Source organism: Brevibacterium marinum, assembly GCF_011927955.1.
In the GTDB taxonomy this organism is placed as follows: Bacteria; Actinomycetota; Actinomycetes; order Actinomycetales; family Brevibacteriaceae; genus Brevibacterium; species Brevibacterium marinum.
Genome location: NZ_JAATJN010000001.1, coordinates 3,798,368 through 3,821,601 on the forward strand (window position 1 = coordinate 3,798,368; position 23,234 = coordinate 3,821,601).

Below are 23,234 nucleotides of genomic sequence, written 5' to 3' on the forward strand. Positions count from 1 at the left end.
CAGGCCGACACCCGAACGTTGCGACGACGACTCTTCCGACCCTGGTCAAAGGAGACCACCGCTCATGATGGACAAAGATTTCCGCACCGAACTCGACCGCCGCCTCGACCTCTACGAGGACCCGGGAAGCGAGGAGGGAGTTCTTGCACCATTGCCCGCGAAGGACATCGTCATCTCCGTCGCCGTCCTCGTCATCGTGTCCCTCATCGTGCTGGGATGGGCCCTTCTGTGAGCGGCGGCCGTCGACGACTCCAACGCACAGCGCTCGATGAAGCGGGGTCGACCAGCGACCTCCCGCTGCTGAAGAAGGACCGGATCTGGAGTTTCTGGGACTTCTCGGCGGCGAACATCGGACTCGCCATCGCCACCTGGGCATTCCTCCAAGGCGGCGCGGTCGCCTATTATGTCGGTGCCAAGGAGGCCGTGGCCAGCATCGTCATCGGCTACGGAATCAGCATCGTCTTCGTCGCCCTGGCGCCCTGCATCCCGGCGGTCCGCTACGGCATCGAACAGTTCGTCTCGCTGAGATCGTCATTCGGCACCGCAGGCGGTCGCGCCATCATGCTCGTGCTCTCGGCGCTGCTCGCCGCCGCGTGGGCCGCGGTGCTCGCCATCATGTGCGGTCACGCGTTCGCCAACGTCAGCAATGAGCTCTTCGGCACCGACTTGGAATCCGACGGCCTCGTCGTCAAGCTGCTGGGGCTGGTCGCAGTGGTGCTCTCCTGGCTCATCCTCATGCGCGGCCCGAAGTCCATCGAAACCGTCAACAAGGTCGTCTCCCCCGGACTCGTCGTGGTCACACTCGTCATGCTCGTCCTGATCTTCACCCAGGTCGGATGGTCCGATCTCGTCGCAATGGGGCCGCTGGCAGAGGACTTCGACGAGCACATGGCGTTCATGATCGCCATCGAACTCAATGTCGCCGGCGGCCTCGCCTGGTGGCCCAACGTCGGCAATCTGGCCCGACTGACCAGAAGCGCACGCGCCGGCTACTGGCCGAACATGATCGGGCTCTTCCTCGCCTCGGTGATCGCCGCGATCGTCGGGGCGTTCTCGGCTCTCGCGCTGGGCTCCGACGACCCCACGCAATGGATGATTCCCCTCGGCGGTTTCGTCCTCGGCGGCCTCGCGCTGGTCTTCGTCGGCTTCGCCAACATCACCTCGATCGTCGCCCAGGGCTACGCAGCCCTCGTGGCTGTACGCGGCGGCACCGGCAATCTCGGACGCAGGCTGCCCTGGCCCGTGCTCGGCGGGCTCATTCTCGTCCCGGCCATCGTGCTCGTGTTCTTCCCCGACATCACATACAACAACTACGGTCGCTTCGTCTCGTGGGGCGCGATCGTGCTGGGCCCGCTGTGCGCGATCCAGTTCGTCGACTTCTTCATCCTGCGCGGCCAGCACCTCGACATCCGGGCGATGTACGACAACCGTCCTGGGTCTCCCTATCACTTCACTGCGGGGGTCAACCTCGTCGCGTTCTGCGCCATGGCCGCCGGTGCGCTCGTCTACGCTTTGCTGCTCGACCCGATCGACTACATCCCCACGGAGGCGTTCCGCTGGCTGACTGCCTCGATCCCATCGATGCTGGTCTCCGGAATCGTCTACTGGGTGCTGACCAAGACGGTGTCCATCTCCCGGGGCAAGGGCGGTTTCGGACGGATGGAGCCGCAGCTCGCGAAACCCGACTAGGCTGGAGGCAACGGCTCGCCGACTACCTTCAGGAGAGACATGGATCGCGATTCGATCGAATGCTGGTTGACCGATATGGACGGAGTCCTGGTCAAGGAGAACAGTCCCCTGCCTGGTGCGGCCGAGCTCCTGGCACAGTGGCGACAGGCTGACATTCCGTTCCTCGTGCTGACGAACAACTCGATCTACACCGCCCGTGACCTCTCGGCCCGGCTGCGTTCGAACGGGCTCGAGGTCCCCGAGACCCACATCTGGACGTCTGCCATGGCCACCGCCGACTTCCTGTCCAATCAGGTTGACCACGGCACCGCCTACGTCGTCGGCGAAGCGGGGCTGACCACGGCCATCCACGAGGCCGGATTCGTTATGACTGAGACCGACCCGGACTTCGTCGTGGTCGGGGAGACCCATTCCTACTCCTTCGAAGCCATCACGAAGGCGATCCGCCTCATCCAGGGCGGTTCCCGCTTCATTGTGACCAACCCCGATGCCACGGGCCCCAGCCCCGAGGGCATCCTGCCGGCGACCGGTGCCATCGCCGCTCTGATCACGAAGGCCACGAACCGTGAGCCCTATGTGGTGGGCAAGCCGAATCCGATGATGTTCCGCTCCGCACTCAACAGGATCGGCGCTCACTCGATGAGCACAGCGATGATCGGCGACCGTATGGACACCGACATCATCGCCGGGATGGAGGCGGGCATGCACACGGTGCTCGTTCTCTCGGGGATCTCCACCGCCGAGGATGTGCGCCGTTTCCCCTTCCGTCCCAATGAGATCGTGGGCGGGGTTCACGAACTCCTCGACGTCCCGCTCGATCAGCGAGAGGAGCTGGGGCCCGACGTCACCGGCTCCGCCTGATCCGAGCCCGGCCGAGCCGCGCCAGCCGGATTAGCTGCCGAGAAACGGGGTGGGTGTCGACAAACGCATGTGCACGTGCGTTTGTCGACACCCACCCCGTTTGTGGATAAATGCCACGCAAATGGCGTACCAGCTCGCTCAATATAGCTCAGCACTCTTTTTGTTACGTTTGATTGCATTTGCTATTATTTGATTTCATACTGTACTCATGTTTCAAGTCCTGACGACAAGGCAGCTCCGCGATCTTGGCATGCCCCGAGTCCAGATAGCCGAAGCTGAGAACTGCTGCCTGAGCAGGACCAGGAAGGGTTACTACGTGATCGCCCGCGTCTGCGATCGCGAGCACCATCGACGACTCAGTGAATTCTCCGCCGACAGGGACACCACGTTCCCTCGATTCCACGGAGACATCAGAGATCGAGCAGAAGCGCTACGACTCCAGATTGCCTGTCGACGCGACTCGATTCGGCCCGGTGATGTGTTCTCGCATGTCTCGGCGGCACTCATCCACAATCTCGACCCGATCCTCACAGCAACGCCGAAAGTCGAGATCTCACGACGGTCTCCCACCCGCAACTACAGCAGCCTCTATATCTATTCTCGTGAGCTACTCCCGCAGGAGATCACCAATGGATATGCCTATCCGGTCACAACACTGTTGCGAACACTCGCTGACCTCGCTCTCGACTATTCGCTCGAAGTCTCCGTGCCGGTCATATCTCAAGCTCTGCGCGCCGGAACTGCGAACCTCCACGACATCGAACGACTGCTGGTGAAGGGCCGACGAGGACGCAGAAGGGCGCAGTTGGCACTCGATCTTTCCAGCGCGGAATACGAGTCGTCGGCCGAAGCACTCTGTGCGGTGAAGTTCTATCGGTACGGAATCACAGGCATGATCCCTCAGGTCGACGCGTTCACAGAGACCGGAGAGTTCGTCGGCCGCAATGACTTCCGTCATGAGAAATCTTCGGTTGCCGTGGAGGTCCATGGAGTCGGCAAGTACTACCTTGATCCCCATGGCCCTGACGACGCAGCCAAGAAGAACCATCAACGCAATATGAACCTGCTCAATGCCGGTTTCACGGTGTTCAATCTGACCTTCGGAGACCTGTTCCGCCCTCGAATATTCGCTGCGATCAGAAGAGCAATAGCCTCTCGCAACTGACTAACGGGATGAGTGTCGACAAACGCACGCGCACATACGTTTGTCGAAACCCGCCCCGTTATTCACCGGGCAGCGCGGCCCCGCGGCCCCGCGGTCCACCCTGTGTCAGGCCCAGCACCCCCGCAGGCACCCTACTGCAGGGCCGAGGTCAGCCTCATGACCGATTCCAGGTAGCGCCGGATGTAGCGCCGCTTCTCCCACTCCTCGAGGAACAGCTCACGGCTGGTGCGCTGGTAGCCGGCGACCACCTCGGCGATGTCGTCGACGAGGTCTCCCCCGGTCGTCAACAGGCTGATCTCGTAATTGAGGCCGAAGGAGCGCATATCCAGGTTCGACGATCCCATCACCGCGTACTCATCGTCGACGAGCAGGCACTTCGTGTGCAGCACCTGCGGCTTCGGATAGAGGAAGATGCGCACTCCGACTTCCAGCAGTGAGCGGTAGTAGGACGACTGGGCGAGATCGACCATGAACTGGTCGGCCCGCTCGCTCACGTAGAGTTCGACGCTCACCCCGCGCTCGGCGGCGGTGACGACGGCGGCCAGCAGCGATTCGTCGGGCACGAAGTACGGGCTGACGACCGCCAGACGGGTCTGGGCCAGGTACATCAGCGAGATGAAGACCTTGAGGTTCGGCTCAGTCGTGAAGCCGGGTCCGGATGGGACGAGCTGCATCGCGCTCGTCTCCCCTCCCACTTCGAGTTCGTACGCATCGCGGTCATAGGATCTGATCCCCAGCGATTCTCCGCACTCGGTGTACCAATCGGTGGCGAACACCGCCTCGACCGCGGCGACGATGGGGCCGGAGAGCTCGACCATGATGTCGTGCCAGGCCCGTCCGACCCTCACATTCGCCTGTTTCAGATACGAGGAGTCGATCATGTTCTGCGACCCCATCATCGCCTTCTTCCCGTCGACGACGAGCAGCTTGCGATGGTTGCGTAGGTCGATGCGGCGCAGTTTCCCGCGCCAGGGGACGAAGGGAAGCATGAGATGCCAATCGATGCCGACCGTCGTCAGGCGCTTGCCCAGGCGGTGGAATCCCGGATACTTCCGGGAGCCGATGTGGTCGAAGAGGACTTTGACCTTCACTCCTCGTGCCGCGGCGCGTTCGAGGGCTCGGAAGAAGACGTCGGTTGTGGAGTCCCAGGCCATGATGTAGATCTCGACATGCGCGTAGTCGCGGGCCTCGTCGACGAGGGCAGCCATCCGCGCGATGCTGGTCTCGTAGTCGGAGATGACGCCGTGGCTGTTGCCGGTGACCATGGGCAGGGCGGTGAGTCGGCGGCCGAGCTGAGCGATCGACACGAAGTTCTGGGAGGTCTGCAGCGATGGGGGCACATCGGGCAGATCGTCGGCTCCTTCGTGCATGAGCTCATCGGCCTGCGCCTGGATGCGGGCACGGCGCCGGTTGATGTAGGGGCTGCCGAGCATGAGGAACAGCGGGATCCCCACGATCGGCACGAACAGGATGAGCAGCAGCCAGGCCGAGGACGACGAAGGCCTGCGATCCTCCGGGACGACGCCGACCGCGATGATCTTCACCACGTATTCGAGCACGATCCAGGTCGCTCCCAGGACGGACGTCACGACGCTGAGATCCACCTGCACCCTTCCCCTGTCCTCGGCTTCTTCCTCTGCCCCACACTAACGGAGCAGGTCGGTGGTGCTGAATAGATCGCCCGCCGAGGCGGCCCTGCACGTCCGTACGGAGGTGCGGAGCCGCCTCGGCGGGCGATATGATCTCCGGTGTCTGCGCTCAGATGCCGAGTTCGCGGGCGATGAGCATGAGCTGGACCTCGGTCGTCCCCTCCCCGACCTCGAGGATCTTCGAGTCGCGGTAGTGGCGGGCGACGAGGTATTCGTTCATGAAGCCGTAGCCGCCGTGGATCTGTGTGGCATCGCGGGCATTGTCCATCGCAGCCTCGCCGGCGATCATCTTCGCGATCGCGGCTTCCTTCTTGAACGGCATCCCGGCGAGCATGCGCGAGGCGGCCAGGTAGTACGCGGAGCGGGCCGCGACTACACGGGCCTCCATCCGGGCGATCTTGAAGGAGATGCCCTGGAAGTCCGAGATCGGCTGTCCGAAGGCCCGACGCTCCTTGGCATATTTCACGGATTCGTCCACGCAGCCCTGCGCAGCACCGACCGAGAGCGCTCCGACGGCGATGCGGCCCTCATCGAGGATGCGCAGGAAGTTCGCGTAGCCGCGTCCCCGCTCGCCGAGCAGGTTGGCCTCGGGCACCTGCACATCGTCGAAGGTCAGCGGGTGCGTGTCCGAGGAGTTCCAGCCGACCTTGTCATAGGCGGGCTCGGCGGTGAAGCCTCGAGTGCCGGTGGGGATCATGATGGTCGAGATCTCGGGGACCTCACCGCCCGAGCCAGACGTCCGGGTTCCGGTCACCGCGGTGGCCGTGACCAGGCGGGTGATGTCGGTGCCGGAGTTCGTGATGAAGCACTTGCTGCCGTTGACCGTCCACGTGCCGTCATCGAGAGTGGCCCTGGTCTTCGTTCCCCCGGCGTCGGAGCCGGCTTCGGGTTCGGTCAGCCCGAAGGCGCCCAGCCCGGATCCGTCGGTGAGCCCCGGCAGCCATTCGCGCTTCTGCTCCTCGGTGCCGAACCGGTAGATCGGCATCGCACCCAGGGAGACTCCGGCCTCGAGGGTGATGGCCAGCGACTGGTTGACGCGCCCGATCTCCTCGATGGCCAGGCACAGCGCGAAATAGTCCCCGCCCATGCCGCCGTACTCTTCGTCGAAGGGCAGACCGAACAGGCCCATCTCGCCCATCTTCGCAACGAGCCCGTAGGGGAACTCGTGCTCGGCGTCGAGTTCGGCGGACACGGGTGCGACCTCTTCGTCGGCGAACTTCGCGACCCCGGCCCGCAGATCCTCGTATTCTTCGGGCAGCATGCCCGGAACGAAAGCTGTCATGATTTCCTCCCCGCTGTACGCGTGGTCAGTATGTTTCTCGTGGTCAGTGAGTTTCTCGTGGTCAGTTGGCTGATGCTGCTGCCGACGGGTTGGGTTCCGCGTCCGTGTCGGCGGAGCCTGCGTCCGCGACGGCCTCGTCGACGACGGTGGCCAGCACCTCGTCGAGTCCCACCTGGACGCCCTGGACTGCGGTGACGGTGACGATTCCGGCCGCCGGTGCGGTGAGCACGTGTTCCATCTTCATCGCTTCGACGACGACGATCGGATCGCCCTGGTCGACCTTGTCTCCGGACTCGACGCGGATCTCGACGACGGATCCGGGCATCGGGGCGAGCACCTCGGCGCCGTCGAGACCCGGGGTCAGCGACGTATCGGCCTGGGAGCGGGTGAAGGTGTGGACACCGCGGTCGCTGCTGATCCAGATGCTGCGATCGCGGGCGTCGGAGAACACGCGTGCGGTGTGCCGCACGCCGTCGAGGCTCACATGCCAGAGGCCGCCGTCATCGACGGTGACGTCGTCGCTCGTCGCCTCGACCTCGCTGACCTCTCCCCCTGAGCTCAGCGCAACGGTGGGACGGAAGTCCGGACGTGAGGTCCGCCAGGCGGAGGGCTGTCCCCACGCCGAGGCGGTCGTGGAGTTCTGCGGCAGATGGGCGGCCGTGATTGCTCCGGTCAGTTCGGTTCCGGCTTTGCCGCCGGTGACGAGCACGGCCGTCGCGGCGAGCTGTCGATCGGTCTCGCTCGGGGTGTGTGCGAGCTGGTCCTCGTCGAGGCGGTCGATGAGTGAGGTGTCGAGGTTGCCGGAGACCACCTCGGCGAGGCCGATGAGGGTACGCAGGAAGTCGATGTTCGTCACGATTCCGGGCACCGCCGAGGCGGCCAGTGCCGCGTCGAGACGGGCGATCGCGGCCGCACGGTCCGGGGCGTGGACGATGAGCTTGGCGATCATCGGGTCGTAGTCCGAGGCGATCGTCTGTCCGGCTTCGAGGCCCGCGTCGACGCGGATCCCCTCGCCGGCGGGGAAGACGACGTCGAGTGCCCGGCCTCCGGTGGGCAGGAATCCGCGAGAGGGGTCCTCCGCGTAGATGCGTGCCTCGATCGAGTGACCGGTCATCGTGATGTCGTCTTGGTTCAGGGCAAGCTCTTCACCTGCACCGACGCGCAGCTGGAGTTCGACGAGGTCGATGCCCGTGACCTCTTCGGTCACGGGGTGTTCGACCTGCAGGCGGGTGTTCATCTCCATGAAGAAGAACTCGTCGGGACGGTCGGCGCCGACGATGAACTCGACGGTGCCTGCTCCGACGTAGCCCACGGACTTCGCGGTCTCGCAGGCCGCCTGGCCGATCCGGGCCCGGGTCGCCTCGTCGAGGAGGGCCGAGGGTGCTTCTTCGATGACCTTCTGGTGGCGACGCTGCAGGGAGCACTCGCGTTCGCCGAGGTGGATGACGTTGCCGTGGCCGTCGGCCATGACCTGGACCTCGATGTGTCGCGGTGTGGCGACGAGGCGTTCGAGGAAGAGAGTGTCGTCACCGAAGGAGCTCGCGGCCTCACGCCGGGCAGTGTCCAAGGCTGCGGGCAGCTCGGAGGGGTCGAAGACGGAGTGCATGCCCTTGCCGCCCCCGCCGGCGGAGGGTTTGATGAGCACGGGGAATCCGATGTCGGCGGCCTCGGTCACCAGCGCTTCGTTCGACATGGCCGCGGCCTTGGTGCCGGGCACCAGGGGAACCCCACGCTGGGAGACGGCGTTCTTGGCCGTGATCTTGTCGCCCATGGTCCGGATCGCCTCGGCGCCGGGCCCGAGGAAGACGATACCGGCCTCTTCGCAGGCGGCGGAGAAGTCCGCGTTCTCGGACAGGAAGCCATAGCCGGGATGGATGGCCTGGGCTCCCGTGGCACGGGCTGCCGCGATGACCTTGTCGATGCGCAGGTAGGACTCGGAGGCCTGCGCCGGTCCCAGGTGCACCGCAGTGTCTGCGGCCTTGACGTGGGCGGCATGGGCGTCGGCGTCGGAGTAGACGGCCACGGTGCGAATGCCGAGGCGGCGGCAGGTGCGGATGACACGGAGGGCGATTTCGCCGCGGTTGGCGATGAGTACTGTGTTGAACATGGATGAGCTCACATTCTGAAGACGCCATAGCCGCTGGCATTCAGCGGGCGTTCCATGGGTCCGAAACGGGCGAGTTCGAGGGCCAGGGACAGCACCTGGCGGGTGTCGGTGGGTTCGATGATGCCGTCGTCCCAGAGGCGGGCCGTCGAGTAGTACGGGTTGCCCTGGGCTTCGTACTGGTCTCGGACGGGCTGCTTGAAGGAGTCCTCCTCTTCGGCGCTCCAGGTCTCGCCGCGGCCTTCGAGCTGATCGCGTTTGACCGTGGAGAGGACGCTGGCGGCCTGCTCGCCGCCCATGACGGAGATGCGGGCGTTGGGCCACATCCACAGGAAGCGGGGTGAGTAGGCGCGGCCGCACATCGAGTAGTTGCCGGCGCCGAAGGAGCCGCCGATGACGACGGTGAATTTGGGCACGCGGGCGGTGGCGACGGCGTTGACCATCTTCGCTCCGTGCTTGGCGATGCCGCCGGCCTCGTAGTCGCGCCCGACCATGAAGCCGGAGATGTTCTGCAGGAAGATCAGCGGCACGCTGCGCTGGTCGCAGAGCTCGATGAAGTGGGCACCTTTCTGCGCGGATTCGCCGAAGAGGATGCCGTTGTTCGCGACGATCCCCACGGGGTGTCCGTCGAGGTGGGCGAAGCCGGTGACGAGAGTGGTGCCGTATTCGGCCTTGAATTCATGGAACTCGGAACCGTCGACGAGGCGGGCGATGACCTCGTGGACATCGTAGGGAGTCCGCGAATCGACGGGGACCACCGAGGTGAGTTCCTCGGGAGAATGCAGCGGTTCGCGGGTCTCGGCGACGTCCCAGTTGGCCTCGGCCTTCGGACCGAGGGTGGAGACGATGTCGCGCATGGTCTCCAGGGCGTGGGAGTCATTGGCCGCGAGATGGTCGGTGACTCCGGAGACACGTGAGTGGAGTGCTCCGCCGCCGAGCTCCTCGGCACTGACTTCCTCACCGGTGGCGGCTTTGACCAGTGGCGGACCGCCGAGGAAGATCGTGCCCTGATCGGCCACGATGATCGACTCATCGGCCATCGCGGGCACGTAGGCCCCGCCCGCGGTGCAGGAGCCGAGGACGGCCGCCAGCTGCGGGATGCCTGCGGCGGAGAGCGTGGCCTGGTTGAAGAAGATCCGGCCGAAGTGCTCGCGGTCGGGGAACACGTCGTCCTGGTTGGGCAGGTTGGCTCCGCCCGAGTCGACGAGGTAGATGCAGGGAAGACCGTTGTCCTTCGCGACCTCCTGGGCTCGCAGGTGCTTCTTCACCGTGAGCGGATAGTAGGTCCCGCCCTTGGCCGTGGCGTCGTTGGCGACGATGACGCACTCGCGACCGTTGACCCGGCCGATGCCGGTGATGATTCCTGCGCCGGGGCTGGCGTCCTCGTACACGCCGTTGGCGGCCAACGGGGACAGCTCGAGCAACGGTGTGCCCGGGTCGAGGAGATGTTCGACGCGTTGGCGGGGCAGCAGCTTGCCGCGATCGATATGGCGCTGACGTGACTTCTCGGGGCCGCCCAGGGCCGTGGCCCGGATCCGATCCCGGAGTTCGGCGATGAGTTCGGCGTGGGCCTCGGCGTTCGCCTGCCCCGTTGCCGGACTGACCGCAGTTCCCACTGCTTTCATTCCACTCCCCAATTCAGTTAATACTTGTTAACTGACTGCTATGATACTGCTTGAAGGCCACTGTGACAATGCGCACCATCGCACAGGGGCAGATCGAGAGCGCTGAGGGGATCGACATGGAGCCGAATGACTCGGCGGAGAAGCCGGGGACGTCTCGGGCCGCAGCGAAGGCCGCGCGGCGCGAACAGCTGCTCGAGGTCGCGAAGACCCTCTATGCCCGGCACGGGTTCCATGGTGTCCGTCTCGACGACCTGGGCAAGGGTGCCGGGATCTCGGCACCGGCGGTCTACCGCCATTTCAAATCGAAGGAAGCCGTCCTCGAGGAACTCCTCGTCGGGATCTCGGAGTATCTCAATTCGGGCGGGGAATCGATCGTCGCCCGCCACGAGGACGGCGAGGCCGCCTCGGCGCTCATCGAGCTCATCGACTTCCATGTCGCCTTCGCGATGAGCGAGCCCGAGCTGATCCGGATTCAGGACAGGGATCTCGCGGCACTGCCCGAGGCCTCGCGGCGGATGGTCCGCCGGCTGCAGAGAAGCTATGTGAGTCAGTGGGCGGAGGTCGTCTCGCGCGCTCGTCCGGCCTGGTCTCTCGATGCGGCGACGGTGAGGGTGCATGCGGTGTTCGGGATGATCAATTCGACCCCGTACCAGGCCCGACGTTCAAGCGCCGAGGTGGTCGGGGTCGAATTGCGCGCTGCCGCTCGGGCGGCGCTGGGGATCGCGTGACCGCACTGGAGGTCAGGGGACGGTGCTGAGGGTCAGGGGACGATGCTGGACGTCTGCCGAAGTCAGGGGACGATGACGAGCTTGCCTCGTGTATGCCCTTCTGCGCTGGTGCGGAAAGCCTCAGGCACCCGATCGAGTCCGAAAGTGCCGGCAACCTCGACGGTGAGTTCGCCCGAGTCGACGAGCTCGGCCAGACGCGCGGTCTGCGAACCGTAGGGGCGGACCCAGATGTAGCGACCGCCGTGTTCGGCCACGGAGGGGTCGGCGACGGAGGCATGCGCACCGTCGTCCTTCAGAACCGCGAGGGTGGTGTCGAGCATCTCCCCGACGAAGTCGACGACCCCGTCGATCGGGCCGCCTGCGATCTCAAGGACACGATCGGCCAGTCCGTCCCCGTAGGTGACCGGTTCGGCGCCGAGACTGCGCAGATAGTCGTGATTGGCTTCCGAGGCGGTTCCGATGACTCGGGCACCGAAGGACTTCGCGATCTGCACAGCGAAGCCGCCCACTCCCCCGGATGCTCCGTGGACGAGAACGGTTCTGCCGTCGATGTCACCCAGGGCTTCGAGTGTGCGCAGAGCGGTGCCACCGGCCAGGGGCAGCCCGGCCGCCTGTTCCCAGTCCAGCGCTGTCGGCTTCGCCGTCACGGAATGGACGGGAACTGCCACCTTCTCGGCGAATGTGCCTGCACTCAGGACGTCCTTGCGGGCGTAGGCGATGACCTCGTCACCGATCTGGAATTCCGGGGTGTCGGCACCGAGGCCGATGACGACTCCGGCCACGTCCCAGCCGGGGGTGACGGGGAATTGGACGGGCATGATGGCGTCGAGGTGACCGCCTACGAGTTTCCAGTCGACGGGGTTGACTCCGGCGGCGCGGACCTCGATGAGCACGGATGCCGGCTGGACCTTCGGATCGTCGACCTCGCGGACCGTGATGTCGCTGAAGTCTTCGGTGTACTGGTCATAGACTGCTGCACGCATAGCGGCGGCCTTCCGGTAGTCGTCAGTGGATGACTGATGAACACCGAAAGGCCGCCGGACTATTCCTGCGTGATTCCTACTCGTAGGTGCTGTTCGCGGCCGCACGCTCGACGAGCGAGGCCGGTGGGGTGAACCGATCGCCGTAGGTCGCGGCGAGTTCCTCGGCACGGTCGACGAAGCCGTTCAGCCCGCCTTCGTACTGGTTGACGTACTGGAGCACGCCGCCGGTCCAGGCGGGGAATCCGATGCCGAAGATCGAACCGACGTTCGCATCCGGCACCGAGGTGATCACCCCCTCGTCGAGGCATTTGATCGTCTCGATCGCTTCGGCGAAGAGCATCCGCTCCTGCAGGTCGGCGAATGGTTCGGCGGCGGAGCCGGAGTTGTACTTCTCCCGCAGGCCGGGCCACAGTTTGGTCCGCTGGCCGTTCTCGTCGTAGTCGTAGAAGCCGGCACCGTCTTTGCGCCCGGTGCGCCCCGCCTCGTCGACCATCCAGTCGAAGACCGCGTCCGAGGGGTGGGCCTCCCGATGTCCTCCTGCGGCTGCGATGGACTCCTCGGTTTCCTTTCGGATGTTCTGCGACAGTGTCAGCGTCAATTCGTCGAGGAGCTGCAAGGCACCTGTCGGGTAACCGGCCTGCAGTGCGGCCTGCTCCACGCTCGCCGGCTCCACTCCTTCACCGACGGCGGCGACCGCCTCGGCGATGTAGGTTCCGATCACACGTGAGGTGAAGAATCCACGGGCGTCGGTGACGACGATCGGGGTCTTCTTGATCTGCTGCACGAGGTCGAAGGTGCGCGCGAGGGTCTCGTCCGAGGTGTTGTCTCCGCGGATGATCTCGACCAGCGGCATCTTGTCGGCGGGTGAGAAGAAGTGGATCCCGATGAAGTCCGAATCGCGCTTGACTCCGGTGGCCAGCTCCGTGATCGGCAGGGTCGAGGTGTTGGAGCCGAGCACCGCATCGGAGTCGACGACGTCCTGGATCTCGGTGAACACCTGCTGTTTGACGGGCACGGACTCGAAGACGGCCTCGATGACGAAGTCGACTCCGGCGAAGTCGTCGGCCGAGGCACTCGGAGTGATCCGGTCGAGGACGGCCTTGCTCTTCTCCGCCGTCGTCTTGCCCTTGGCCAGGGCGGATTCCTCTCGCTTGCGAGCGTAGGCCTTGCCCTTGTCCGCGGCTTCGATCTCGACGTCCTTGAGCACGACTTCGATGCCGGCCTTCGCGGCGGTGTAGGCGATCGCGGCACCCATCATGCCGGCGCCGAGGACGCCGAGCTTCGTCACCTGACGCGGTTCGAAGCCATCGGGCCTCGAGCCGCCGGAGTTGATGTGGCCGAGGTCGAAGAAGAATGCCTTGATCATGTTCTTCGCCACCGAGGTGTGGGTGAGGTTGACGAAGTAGCGGGTCTCGACCTGCAGGGCGGTGTCGATGTCGACGTAGGCCCCCTCGACTGCGGCAGCGATCGCCGCACGCGGGGCGGGCATCGGAGCCCCCTTGGTCTGCCGGCGCAGGAGTGCCGGCAGGGCGGGCAGCATCGCGCCCAGCGAAGGCGACGAGGGCGATCCGCCGGGAATCTTGAATCCCTTGCGGTCCCAGGGCTGTGATGCCTCGGGGTTGGCCTTGATCCAGTCCTTGGCGCGGTCTTCGAGATCGGCCACGGGGGCGAGCTCGTCGACGAGTCCGAGGTCCAGGGCATCTGCGGCCTTGAATTTCGTCGACGGCAGGATGGCTTTCTGCAAGGCGTCCTGGAGACCCATCAGGCGCACTGTTCTGGCGACGCCGCCGCCTCCCGGCAGGAGGCCGAGGGAGACTTCGGGGAATCCCACGCGCAGGCTGGAGACGTCATCGGCGGCAATGCGGTGATGTGCGAGGAGGGCGACCTCGAGGCCGCCGCCAAGGGCTGCTCCGTTGAGGGCGGCGACCACGGGCTTGCCCAGCGTCTCGAGGCGACGCATGAGGGATTTCATGTGGTTGGTCAGCGCCGCTTCCGCCTCCGCGTTCGCGGGATCGGCGGCGCGCAGCTTGTTGAGGTCTCCGCCCGCGAAGAAGGTCTTCTTCGCCGAGGTGAGAACGACGCCGGAGATGTCATCGACGTTGGCTTCGAGCCAGTCCACGGTGCCCTCGAAGGCAGCCTTGAAATGGTCGTTCATGGTGTTGACTTTGGCGTTGGGATCGTCGATGACGACGGTGACGATTCCGTCCGAGTCGAGGGAATGGGAGTACGGGGTGGCAGTCGTTTCGGTATTCGTCATGTCAGACCCTTTCGATGATCGTCGCAATGCCCATGCCGCCGCCGATGCACAGCGTGACGAGGCCACGCTTGAGGTCGCGGCGTTCGAGCTCGTCGAGGACGGTGCCGAGGACCATGGCACCGGTGGCTCCCAGCGGGTGGCCCATGGCGATGGCTCCGCCGTTGACGTTGACCTTGTCATGGGGAATGTCGAGGTCCCTCATCCACTTGAGCACGACTGCGGCAAAGGCCTCGTTGAGCTCGAACAGGTCGATGTCGTCAACGGTCAGGCCCGCCTTGTCGAGGACCTTCTGCGTGGCCGGGATCGGGCCGGTGAGCATGATCGTCGGTTCGGATCCGGTGACGGCTGTGGAGACGATGCGCGCACGGGGTTTCATGCCCATCGTCTGCCCCACCTCGGCGTCGCCGACGATGACGAGGCTGGCCCCGTCGACGATTCCCGAGGAGTTCGCGGCGGTGTGGACATGATCGATCTCTTCGACCCAGTGGTACTTCTGGAGGGCCACCTCGTCGAAGCCGGCCTGAGCGGCGACTTTGGTGAACGCCGGGGACAGCTGCGACAGTGATTCCACCGTCGAACCGGGGCGCACGTGCTCGTCGGTGGCGAGTACGGTCATGCCGTTGATGTCCTTGACGGGCACGATCGACTTCTCGAAGTACCCGTTCTCCCAGGCGTTGGCGGCACGCTTCTGTGACTCCGCGGCGAATTCATCGACATCGGCTCGGCTGAAGCCTTCGGTGGTCGCGATGAGGTCGGCGCCGATGCCCTGAGGGACGAAATAGGTGTCGTAGTTCGTTGTCGGGTCCTGGGCCCAGGCACCGCCGTCGGAGCCGAGGGGCACACGAGACATCGATTCGACTCCGCCGGTGAGGACGAGGTTCTCGAAGCCGCTGCCCACTTTCTGTGCGCCGATGTTGATGGCTTCGAGACCGGACCCGCAGAAGCGGTTGACCTGCGAGCCGGCCACCGATTCATCGAGGCCGGCGACGAGGGCCGCGGTGCGAGCGATGTCGCCGCCCTGCTCGCCGACGGGCGAGACGACGCCCAAGACCATGTCGTCGATCGCCTTGTCGTCGAGATCGGGATTGCGTTCGCGCAGAGCGTCGATGAGCCCTGTCACGAGGTCGATTGGCTTGACGCTGTGCAGGGCCCCGCCGCGATTCTTTCCGCGCGGCGTGCGCACTGCGTCGTAGATGTACGCTTCGCTCATCTGTTCCTCACAGTTCTAGGGAACGGCCGACGATCTCCTTCGAGGTCTCGGTCGTGGCTGAGTCATTGACGATCGCTCAACCTCGTAGGCTGATCGATCGTTCAGTAACATTCACAGGACCATTCAATACCAGTTGTCTGTGATGGTCAACACGGAACCCGGGGCAGGTCACACGGACTGTGTCAGGAGCGCGCGGTAGCGTCGGCAGCGATGGCCACGGAGGTCATAGCCCGGGTGTCGACGACAGTTCAGGGACGCCGACCTGACAGCTCAGGGACGCCGACCTCCTGGGCTCGACTCAGAGCCGACGTTCAGTTTCACCGACACGAACTGCAGGAGTGATCATGGAGAGCAGAAACGACCAGCGGGACTTGGTGGTCCTGGCCCAGGAGGTGGCCGCCGCAGCACACCGCGCACAGGTCGACAAAGCAGGGCACGACTATATCGACCACCCGCGGCGGGTCGCTGCTAAAGCCGAAGCGCTCGCAGAGAAGGCCGGAATGCCGAGCGAGGCAATCGACATGGCGACGGCCGCCGCCTGGCTGCATGATGTCGTCGAGGACACCGAGACCGGCGAGACGAAACTGCGTGAAGACTTTCCGACAGAGATCGTCGACGCCGTCATGGCGGTGACGAAGCGTTCAGGCGAGTCGCCGGAAACCTACTTCTCGAGAGTGCGAGGGAATCGGATCGCGGGCATTGTGAAGACCGCGGACCTTGCAGACAACACGGACCCGGCCAGACAAGCACTGCTTGATGAGGACACCCGGGCACGACTTCGCAAGAAGTACCGCAGAGCCTACGAGCTGCTCGGCGTCGCCCCCGAACCACACGACTGAATCAACGGATCCGGACGGCTCTGACGACGCCCTCCGCTCGCAGATGAAAGGCGAGTGGACCAACATCGAGAGGCCCTCTGATCACATCGATCTCAGCCCACTGCGGCCACTCGCACGAGGAGCCCACCGCCGACGGGCGGACTCGACGACAGGAATGCCCGAGCGACCGCACCCGAACGACCGCACCCGGACGTCGGGTCGCCCCGCCCTGCTTGCCGGCCCACCTCGGGTCGCCCTGCCCCATTGCCCGGTTCGCCTCGGGTCGCTCTGTCGGGCACCGGGGCACACGGAGTGATCCATGGTGCCAGCAACGAGAACACCCCAGGTCGTTGACCTGGGGTGCTGTTGCCGAGCCGCCTACCAGAATCGAACTGGTGACCTATTCATTACGAGTGAATCGCTCTACCGACTGAGCTAAGGCGGCAACCGACCTAACTCTAGCCAAAGCTGGGACTCTTGGTCAAAAGGAGCGGCTGGAGAACTCTGCTGCGCTCACCGCTCACAGTGCGGCAGGCACGAAGCTTGCGGGGGCGACGTGATCGAACGAAGATCACAATGTAGCTCATCTCACATTTTCCGGCAACGAGGATCATCATTCACGGCCCAGGAGACGGATTCATCATGACCCAGCTCGCGGTACCTGCGGTCCGAGACCTGACCGAGATCGGCGATGAGCTCGGTCAGTGGCAGTCCGACGATGGGCCGGCCCAACTTCACCCGGGGGACCTCGGCTGGTACTCGCTGCGAGGTGCAGGGGCAACGGCTGGTGACCTGAGAGTCTGGCGCTCAGGAGAGAGCACTCTCGCCGTTGGCTTGCTGGACGGTGCGAATCTGCTTCGCCTGGCCATTCACCCCTCGCTCCTCCACGACGATTCCCTCGCGCAAGACATCCAGTCGGCCGTTGAACCCTCGCCCAGCGAGGTCTTCGCACACGGCACGGCCATCGTCGAGGCCCGCGGTGCAACCGCACTCTGCGACCGCCTGGTTGCAAACGGGTGGTCCACCGATGAGCCTTGGACACCGCTGCAGCGCGACCTGAGCCGATCAGTTGAGGACCCAGGCATGACAGTGGTGACCGCTGGTATCCGCGAAGCCGAGGAATGGGCTTCCGTTCACTGGTCAGCATTCCGAGGCACGCCGTACACCGAGGACGACACGGCAAAGTTCATCGGCCGTTGGCGAACGATGTCGACCGGCCCGTTCTCCTCACGTGCACGGAGTCTGCTCGGATATGACGACTCCGGCCAGCCGGTCGCCGCGGCCACGGTCTGGTCGGCAGGTCCTGCACGCCCTGGGCTGCTCGAGCCGGTCGCGGTTCACCGCGACCACCAAGGTCGTGGATTCGGCAAGGCCATGGCCATCGCCGCCGCGAAGAACCTGCAGCAGATGGGAGCGTCAGCGGCTTCCGTCGCGGCCGAAACCGCGAACACTGCCGCAGTCGCTACCTATTCCGCGGCCGGCTTCATTGCCCACGCCGAGGTGAGGGACCTTCGCCGAGGCGGGTGAAGCCCCGGTGCCCTGTGGCAGCTCACCAGCTAACCTGGTGGAGACAGGCATTCGAACAGAGAAAAGGGTGGCGCACGTGGTCGAGTTCGACTCCAAGGACTTCATGAGTGATTTCAAGGCGCTCATCGAATGTGAGTCGTTCTCGCAGGACGCCGACTCTCTGGCGCGCAGTGCCCAGCTCGTCTCCCGCATCGGCACGGGCCTGCTGGGCGCGGCTCCACACATCATCGAGACCGATTCGCATCCTCATGTGCTGTGGCGCTTCGGCACGGGACCACGCAGGGTCGTGCTCATCGGGCATCACGACACCGTATGGCCGACCGGCACGCTCACGGACTTCCCCTATTCGGTGGCCGAGGGAGTCGTTCGCGGACCGGGAGCCGACGATATGAAGGGCGGTCTGCTCATCGCACTGTATGCGATGGCTCGCCTGCGGGCACAACGGGGCAGCCTCGACGGCGTCAGCATCCTCATGACCGGAGACGAAGAGCTCGGCTCCCCCGGTTCCCGGCAGATCATCGAAGACGAAGCCCGTGGTGCCAAGGCTGCGTTGGTCTTCGAAAGCGGTGCACCCGATGGATCGGTGAAGATCGCTCGCAAAGGTGTCGCCATCTACTCCCTCGAGGTCACCGGACTGGCCGCCCACGCGGGAGTCGAACCCGAGAAGGGCATCAACGCCACGATCGAGGTGGCCAATCAGGTCGTCGGGATCGCGGCGCTGCACGATCCGTCAGTCGGGACCTCGGTCGTGCCCACCGTCATGCACAGCGGCTCGACGACGAATACGGTACCCGCCAGAGCTGTAGTCGGTGTCGACTCCCGTGCCGCCTCGGTGATGGAACAGGAACGCATCGACGGGATCCTCAGCTCCCTGTCCCCCACTGTCGCCGGGGCGAAGGTCGACGTCAGAGGCGGGATCAATCGGGCACCTCTGGAAGAGAAGATGGCGATGGGTCTCTACGCCCGGGCGCAGCGCCTCACTGCCGACCTGGGCCACCCGCCGCTGCGGTCCGTGGCCGTCGGCGGCGGGTCGGACGGCAACTTCACCGCAGGCGTCGGCACACCGACCCTCGACGGTTTGGGCACCGTGGGCGGCGGCTCGCACGCCAGGACCGAACACGCTCTGCAGCTGTGGATCCCCCGCCGAGTCGAACTCACCTCGGCATTGGTCGGCGAGCTACTCGCCGAGGACGAGACAGTCACCGCAGACGAAGCGCTCGCCGAGGACTGAAGCTCACAGAGCCCCGGTGCGGTCCTCGAGCAGCCAGGGGTTCGACAGCAACACGAACGCCGATTCGACGATGAGCACGGGCGACATGTTCGTCTGCAGACGAGTTCTCGCCTGACCGATGGCGTCGATGCGCAGCAGCGTCGTATCGGGTCCGTCCCTGTTCGCCTGCTGGGCGATGAGGTCGCCTTCCCCCGCGTTGATCCACCCTTCGCGGATGCCCAGCTGGTACATAAGGATATCGCGGTAGAGGCTCATGAGTTCGAGGAAGATCCGGTCGAGTTCGTCGTTGCGGGCCCGCACCGAGCGTCTCTTCTGCTCCTCTTCGAGCTTCCGGATCTGGGCCCTGGCCGAGGGCGGGATGGATTTCTCCGATTCGATGCCCAGGGTCGCCATGAGGTCGGCCCGCTCCGTGGAGTTGCGCTCCTCGACGCGGGCCTTCGCCGTTTCTGCGGCTTCGTCGACGATCCGACCCGCCAGGCGGATCGTCGCCCCCACAGAGGTCAGTTTGCCCGGTATCGCCAGGATCTGCCTGCGTTCTTCTCCTGCGGATTCGTTAAGCGCCATGTACTTCGCGCGACCGATGTGGTTCTGTGCCACGGCGGCCGCCCACTGCGCCCTGTCCTCGTCGACGTGATCACGTTCGATGAGGAGCTGCGCCACTGCGTCTCTGGAAGGGATGCGTAGGCGCACCGGGCGGCACCGGGAACGGATCGTGGTGAGCACGTCGATGGGGCTCGGCGCGCACAGCAGCCACACCGTGGCAGGTGGCGGCTCCTCGATGGCCTTGAGGAGGACGTTGGCAGTGCGTTCACTCATCCGGTCCGCGTCTTCGATGATGACGACGCGCCACGGTGAGTTCACCGGTGCTGACTGTGCCTTCGTCACCAGTTCCCGCACCTCGTCGATGGCGATCACCGATTTCTGCGTCGACATGATCGTCAGCGATTCGTGATGGCCCTTGAGCACGCGGGCGGTGCCGTCGTCAGGTTCCTCACCGCCGGAGATCAGAGCGGCGGCGAAGGCACGTGCCGCATTGGACCGGCCGGACCCCGGAGGCCCTGTGAACAGCCACGCGTGGGTCATCGCACCCGGTGAATACAGGGCATGCCTCAGCTGTGTGACGACGTCGTCCTGGCCGACGAGTTCATTGAAGACGCTCACTCAGTGACCCTCCGGGTTGTTGAAGCGCTGATGGTTGCGTTCTCGCTGCTTGCGCAGTCGTTCGCGGGCCTGACGTTCGATCTCGGCCTGGGCCTGGAGCCGTTCGCGACTCATCTGCCGAGCATTTCGCACGGGCAGAACCGTCGTCGCCGCGTCTTCGTCCTCCGCATGGTTCTCGTCCTCAGCATGAGGATCGGCCTCGCTGCGGCTGTCGACCTGTTTGACGACGCGAGTCTCCGCTTCCTCCGAAGGATGCGTCTCGATCTCATCCGTCGAAACCGAGTCCTCATCGCCGTCGTCTTCCGACACGGGAGCGCTGGGTGTCAATCCGTGGGACGGCAGCACAGTGGTGGCCTCATCCGCGTCGGACTCATTACCGGGCTCAGGCTCGGACTCGCGGTCGGACTCGAATTCGTTCCCGCGGTCGGACTCGGACTCGTTCCCCGGGTCGCTTTCGGATGACGAGAGCACAGTCGTGGCGGCTTCGTCGCCAGAGGCAGAGGCAGAGTCGTCGCCCAAGGCCGTTTCGTCGTCAGGTGCGGGTTCGTACGTGTCCTCCGCGTCGTCCCCGGCGATCTGCACCGCCTGCTCTTCCGATGGGCTGTGTCGGCCCTGGTCTCGTTCATCGCTGTGGCGCAGGTCGGCGCCGAGGTCGACCCGCTCCGTTTCGACTCCGTCGTTGCGTTCTTCGGACTCTCGACGGTCGGCAGATTCCGGGATGAGTCGGTCGCCGGAGACCGGTACGAATCGGACTCCGGGCTCGGGGGTGAAGTCGTCCTCTGCGGCCTCTCCCGCGTCCGGCACGGCTTTCGCCTCGGCTCTCTCCTCCCCCAGGTCCAGTCGCTCCGACGACTCGGTCTCCCCGGTTGCTTCGGCCGAATCTTCACCGGTGGCCTCGGACGGATGACTTCCGGCCACCTCGGCGACTGTCGGCCCTGCACCGGCAACGGATGCACTTCCGAGGTGCTGCGGCAACCGGGTGCGGACCGCGGTGAGGATCTCGGCGGTCAGGTCGTCTTCGCTCACCGAGGCGTCGAGGACGACATAACGATCTGGCTCCTTGTGCGCCCGGGACAGATAGGTCTGACGGACCCGCTGGTGGAACTGCTGGTCTTCCTCGTCGAGATAGTTGTTCTCGTCGCGCTTGCCCATCCGCGCCGCCGCGGTCTCGGGATCGATGTCGAGAACGATCGTCAGGTGCGGGACCAGTCCCTGGGTCGCCCATTTGCTCAGCGCCAGAATCGTCTTGGGATCGAAGTTGCGGCCCGCTGCCTGGTAGGCGACGGTCGAATCGATGTACCTGTCGGTGATGACGATGTGTCCGCCGTCGAGGCTCGGATCCACGAGAGAGGCCACATGGTGGGCGCGGTCGGCGGCGAAGAGCAGCGCCTCTGTGCGAGGACTCGGCGGATCGGAGTCGAAGAGCACAGAACGGATCTTGCGTCCCAGTTCGGTGCCTCCCGGTTCACGGGTCGCTTCGACATTGTGTCCTTCGTCGGCGAGGATCTGTGAGATCCGTTTGATCTGCGTGCTCTTGCCCGAACCGTCGCCGCCTTCGACGGCGATGAAGAATCCGGCGCCGAGGCGTTCCGCTGGATTGCCGAGGCCGCCGTTCGCTCCGTCCTCGGGGGCGCTGGGCGGACGGAATCCGTGCACGATGTCGACCGACAGTCCCTGCAAACCATGTGGGTCGAAGATGAAGAGGCCGATGATTCCGGCGATCACTGCGGTCAGCCCCATGATTCCGAACGCGACGTCGCTGGGGGCCAGCAGCCATTCCGTCACCGAACCGACCGGGACAGTGATGCCGAAGTCGATGGCGTTGAGGATGAGCGCCACCACAGCGCCGCCGACGGCTCCGATCCTTCGGGAGAAATCATAGGGCTGTGAGCGCACGCCGATTCCGACGAGGAAGGCGATGACGGCGGACAGGACGACCTTGCCGGAGAGCTCGCTGATGGCTCCGGTGGCCAACAGCAGCACACCGGACACGGTCAGGGCGAAGGCGGACACGCGCGGTCGGGACATTCCGGGGGCGAAGGTGGGGCCCATTTCGAATCCGATGGCCCAGCCCACGAGCGCACAGGCGATGATGAGGGCGAAGCCGGCTTGGCCGAAGCTGTGCTCGACAGCTGTCGGCTGAGCGAGGATGACCGTGGTGCCCAGGACCGCGAAGAGCGCGATGCAGACCCACGGCTTTTCGATGTCCGCGGCGGGTCTGGCCACGCGCGCCTTGCTCGACGGGAATGCGCCCGTCGTTGCCGATTCGGCGTGCAGCGCACGTTCCGGGGTGAGAAAGATGATCACGGCGCCGACGGCCATGATGATGCCCACCAGAAGGCTCATCCACCCCAATGCCTGTGTCCCGGCGGCAGTTCCGCCGACGATCTGAAAGGAGAAGGAGACGAAGACGAGCACCGCTGCGGGAATCCCGACCCGACGCCACGGTTTCTCATTCGTGAAGGGATTGATGCTCATGAGCAGGCCGACGACGGCCCCGAGGAACAGTGCGGTGAGCCAGGTCAGCCAGGCGCTCGGGGCGAGGCTGAGGACGATGAGCAGTCCTGCCTCGACGACGGCGGCGATGCTCAGTGCGAGCTTGCGCACGGCCGGGCCCCTGGTCGCAAAGACCTTCTGCGGAATGAACAGGCCGGCGCCGGCGAGGACGAAGACGATCAGCAGAGACAGGCTCCCCAGCTGATTGTCGAAGCCTCCCGCCTCGATGCCATCGGCGATGGTGGTGAAGGCCCGACCGCTGATCGTGGAGACCAATCCGTTGGTGCCGGCCACGACATAGCTGATCGCCACGAGCACGATCAGTGCACCCCAGGCGGCGGTCTCGGCGACCAACCGGCCAGGGGCTCCGGGAAGTCGATGTCCTGTAGTCGTCAACATACTCACAGCCCTACAATATCTGCCGCGACTGACATATCTCTTGGAACCG

The 23,234-nt window shown here is 65.0% G+C and carries 17 protein-coding genes and 1 tRNA gene; 8 read left to right on the forward strand and 10 right to left on the reverse strand.

The genetic code is table 11. From position 1 onward, the window contains the following. Positions 1–64: 64 nt before the first annotated feature. The 4 genes from BKA07_RS17075 (at position 65) to BKA07_RS17090 (ending at position 3,715) form a co-directional block, all read left to right on the forward strand. Entirely contained in the window at positions 65–232 is a 168-nt protein-coding gene (locus BKA07_RS17075) for a hypothetical protein (protein WP_167952136.1), read from the forward strand. Further along, positions 217–1,689, forward strand: coding sequence for a purine-cytosine permease family protein (locus BKA07_RS17080; RefSeq protein ID WP_209044014.1), 1,473 nt, complete (start codon positions 217–219; stop codon positions 1,687–1,689). Before BKA07_RS17075 ends, BKA07_RS17080 begins: the two co-directional genes overlap by 16 nt. Positions 1,690–1,728: 39 nt before the next feature. Next, on the forward strand, positions 1,729–2,550 hold the full coding sequence (locus BKA07_RS17085) for an HAD-IIA family hydrolase (protein WP_167952138.1): 822 nt from the start codon (positions 1,729–1,731) through the stop codon (positions 2,548–2,550). Between the two features lie 478 nt (positions 2,551–3,028). Continuing rightward, positions 3,029–3,715 (forward strand): hypothetical protein, encoded by a 687-nt coding sequence (locus BKA07_RS17090; RefSeq protein WP_167952140.1) that lies wholly within the window; start codon positions 3,029–3,031, stop codon positions 3,713–3,715. Positions 3,716–3,846: 131 nt separating this feature from the next. Here the strand turns inward: BKA07_RS17090 and cls are convergent, their stop codons facing one another. From cls to BKA07_RS17110, 4 genes are all read right to left on the reverse strand, one after another. Next, positions 3,847–5,319: a cardiolipin synthase gene (cls, locus tag BKA07_RS17095; RefSeq protein WP_342449111.1), complete on the reverse strand. Its 1,473-nt coding sequence runs from the start codon at positions 5,317–5,319 to the stop codon at positions 3,847–3,849. A gap of 154 nt (positions 5,320–5,473) precedes the next feature. Further along, positions 5,474–6,646, reverse strand: a complete 1,173-nt coding sequence (locus tag BKA07_RS17100; protein WP_167952143.1) for an acyl-CoA dehydrogenase family protein — start codon at positions 6,644–6,646, stop codon at positions 5,474–5,476. 61 nt (positions 6,647–6,707) lie between these two features. Beyond that, on the reverse strand, positions 6,708–8,753 hold the full coding sequence (locus tag BKA07_RS17105; protein ID WP_167952144.1) for an acetyl-CoA carboxylase biotin carboxylase subunit: 2,046 nt from the start codon (positions 8,751–8,753) through the stop codon (positions 6,708–6,710). A gap of 8 nt (positions 8,754–8,761) precedes the next feature. After that, on the reverse strand, positions 8,762–10,375 hold the full coding sequence (locus tag BKA07_RS17110) for a carboxyl transferase domain-containing protein (protein WP_167952145.1): 1,614 nt from the start codon (positions 10,373–10,375) through the stop codon (positions 8,762–8,764). A gap of 116 nt (positions 10,376–10,491) precedes the next feature. Between BKA07_RS17110 and BKA07_RS17115 the strand changes: the two genes are divergently transcribed. After that, on the forward strand, positions 10,492–11,103 hold the full coding sequence (locus BKA07_RS17115; protein WP_167953357.1) for a TetR/AcrR family transcriptional regulator: 612 nt from the start codon (positions 10,492–10,494) through the stop codon (positions 11,101–11,103). 62 nt (positions 11,104–11,165) lie between these two features. Here the strand turns inward: BKA07_RS17115 and BKA07_RS17120 are convergent, their stop codons facing one another. The 3 genes from BKA07_RS17120 to BKA07_RS17130 form a co-directional block, all read right to left on the reverse strand. After that, positions 11,166–12,086, reverse strand: a complete 921-nt coding sequence (locus BKA07_RS17120; protein ID WP_167952146.1) for an NADP-dependent oxidoreductase — start codon at positions 12,084–12,086, stop codon at positions 11,166–11,168. Positions 12,087–12,162: 76 nt separating this feature from the next. Continuing rightward, positions 12,163–14,343 carry a 3-hydroxyacyl-CoA dehydrogenase NAD-binding domain-containing protein gene (locus BKA07_RS17125; protein ID WP_167952147.1) on the reverse strand — a complete coding sequence of 727 codons (2,181 nt, stop codon included), beginning with the start codon at positions 14,341–14,343 and terminating at the stop codon, positions 12,163–12,165. A gap of 1 nt (position 14,344) precedes the next feature. After that, positions 14,345–15,553, reverse strand: a complete 1,209-nt coding sequence (locus BKA07_RS17130) for an acetyl-CoA C-acetyltransferase (RefSeq protein WP_167952148.1) — start codon at positions 15,551–15,553, stop codon at positions 14,345–14,347. Between the two features lie 344 nt (positions 15,554–15,897). Here BKA07_RS17130 and BKA07_RS17135 point away from each other — a divergent pair, with 344 nt between their 5' ends. Beyond that, positions 15,898–16,392 (forward strand): HD domain-containing protein, encoded by a 495-nt coding sequence (locus tag BKA07_RS17135; protein WP_167952149.1) that lies wholly within the window; start codon positions 15,898–15,900, stop codon positions 16,390–16,392. A 351-nt stretch (positions 16,393–16,743) separates the two neighbouring features. Here BKA07_RS17135 and BKA07_RS17140 read toward each other — a convergent pair. Next, positions 16,744–16,816 (reverse strand) — tRNA-Thr (locus tag BKA07_RS17140). Positions 16,817–17,013: 197 nt separating this feature from the next. On the opposite strand from BKA07_RS17140, the gene BKA07_RS17145 reads away from it, so the two are divergent. Together BKA07_RS17145 and BKA07_RS17150 are read left to right on the forward strand one after the other, a co-directional pair. Further along, positions 17,014–17,898, forward strand: a complete 885-nt coding sequence (locus tag BKA07_RS17145) for a GNAT family N-acetyltransferase (protein ID WP_167952150.1) — start codon at positions 17,014–17,016, stop codon at positions 17,896–17,898. A gap of 103 nt (positions 17,899–18,001) precedes the next feature. Next, entirely contained in the window at positions 18,002–19,129 is a 1,128-nt protein-coding gene (locus tag BKA07_RS17150; RefSeq protein ID WP_209044015.1) for a M20/M25/M40 family metallo-hydrolase, read from the forward strand. A gap of 3 nt (positions 19,130–19,132) precedes the next feature. Here BKA07_RS17150 and BKA07_RS17155 read toward each other — a convergent pair whose 3' ends face one another. Then, positions 19,133–20,290 (reverse strand): DNA polymerase III subunit delta', encoded by a 1,158-nt coding sequence (locus tag BKA07_RS17155; RefSeq protein ID WP_167952153.1) that lies wholly within the window; start codon positions 20,288–20,290, stop codon positions 19,133–19,135. Beyond that, a complete protein-coding gene (tmk, locus tag BKA07_RS17160) occupies positions 20,291–23,185 on the reverse strand; it encodes a dTMP kinase (RefSeq protein ID WP_209044016.1) in 2,895 nt (964 codons plus the stop codon). Positions 23,186–23,234 lie beyond the last annotated feature (49 nt).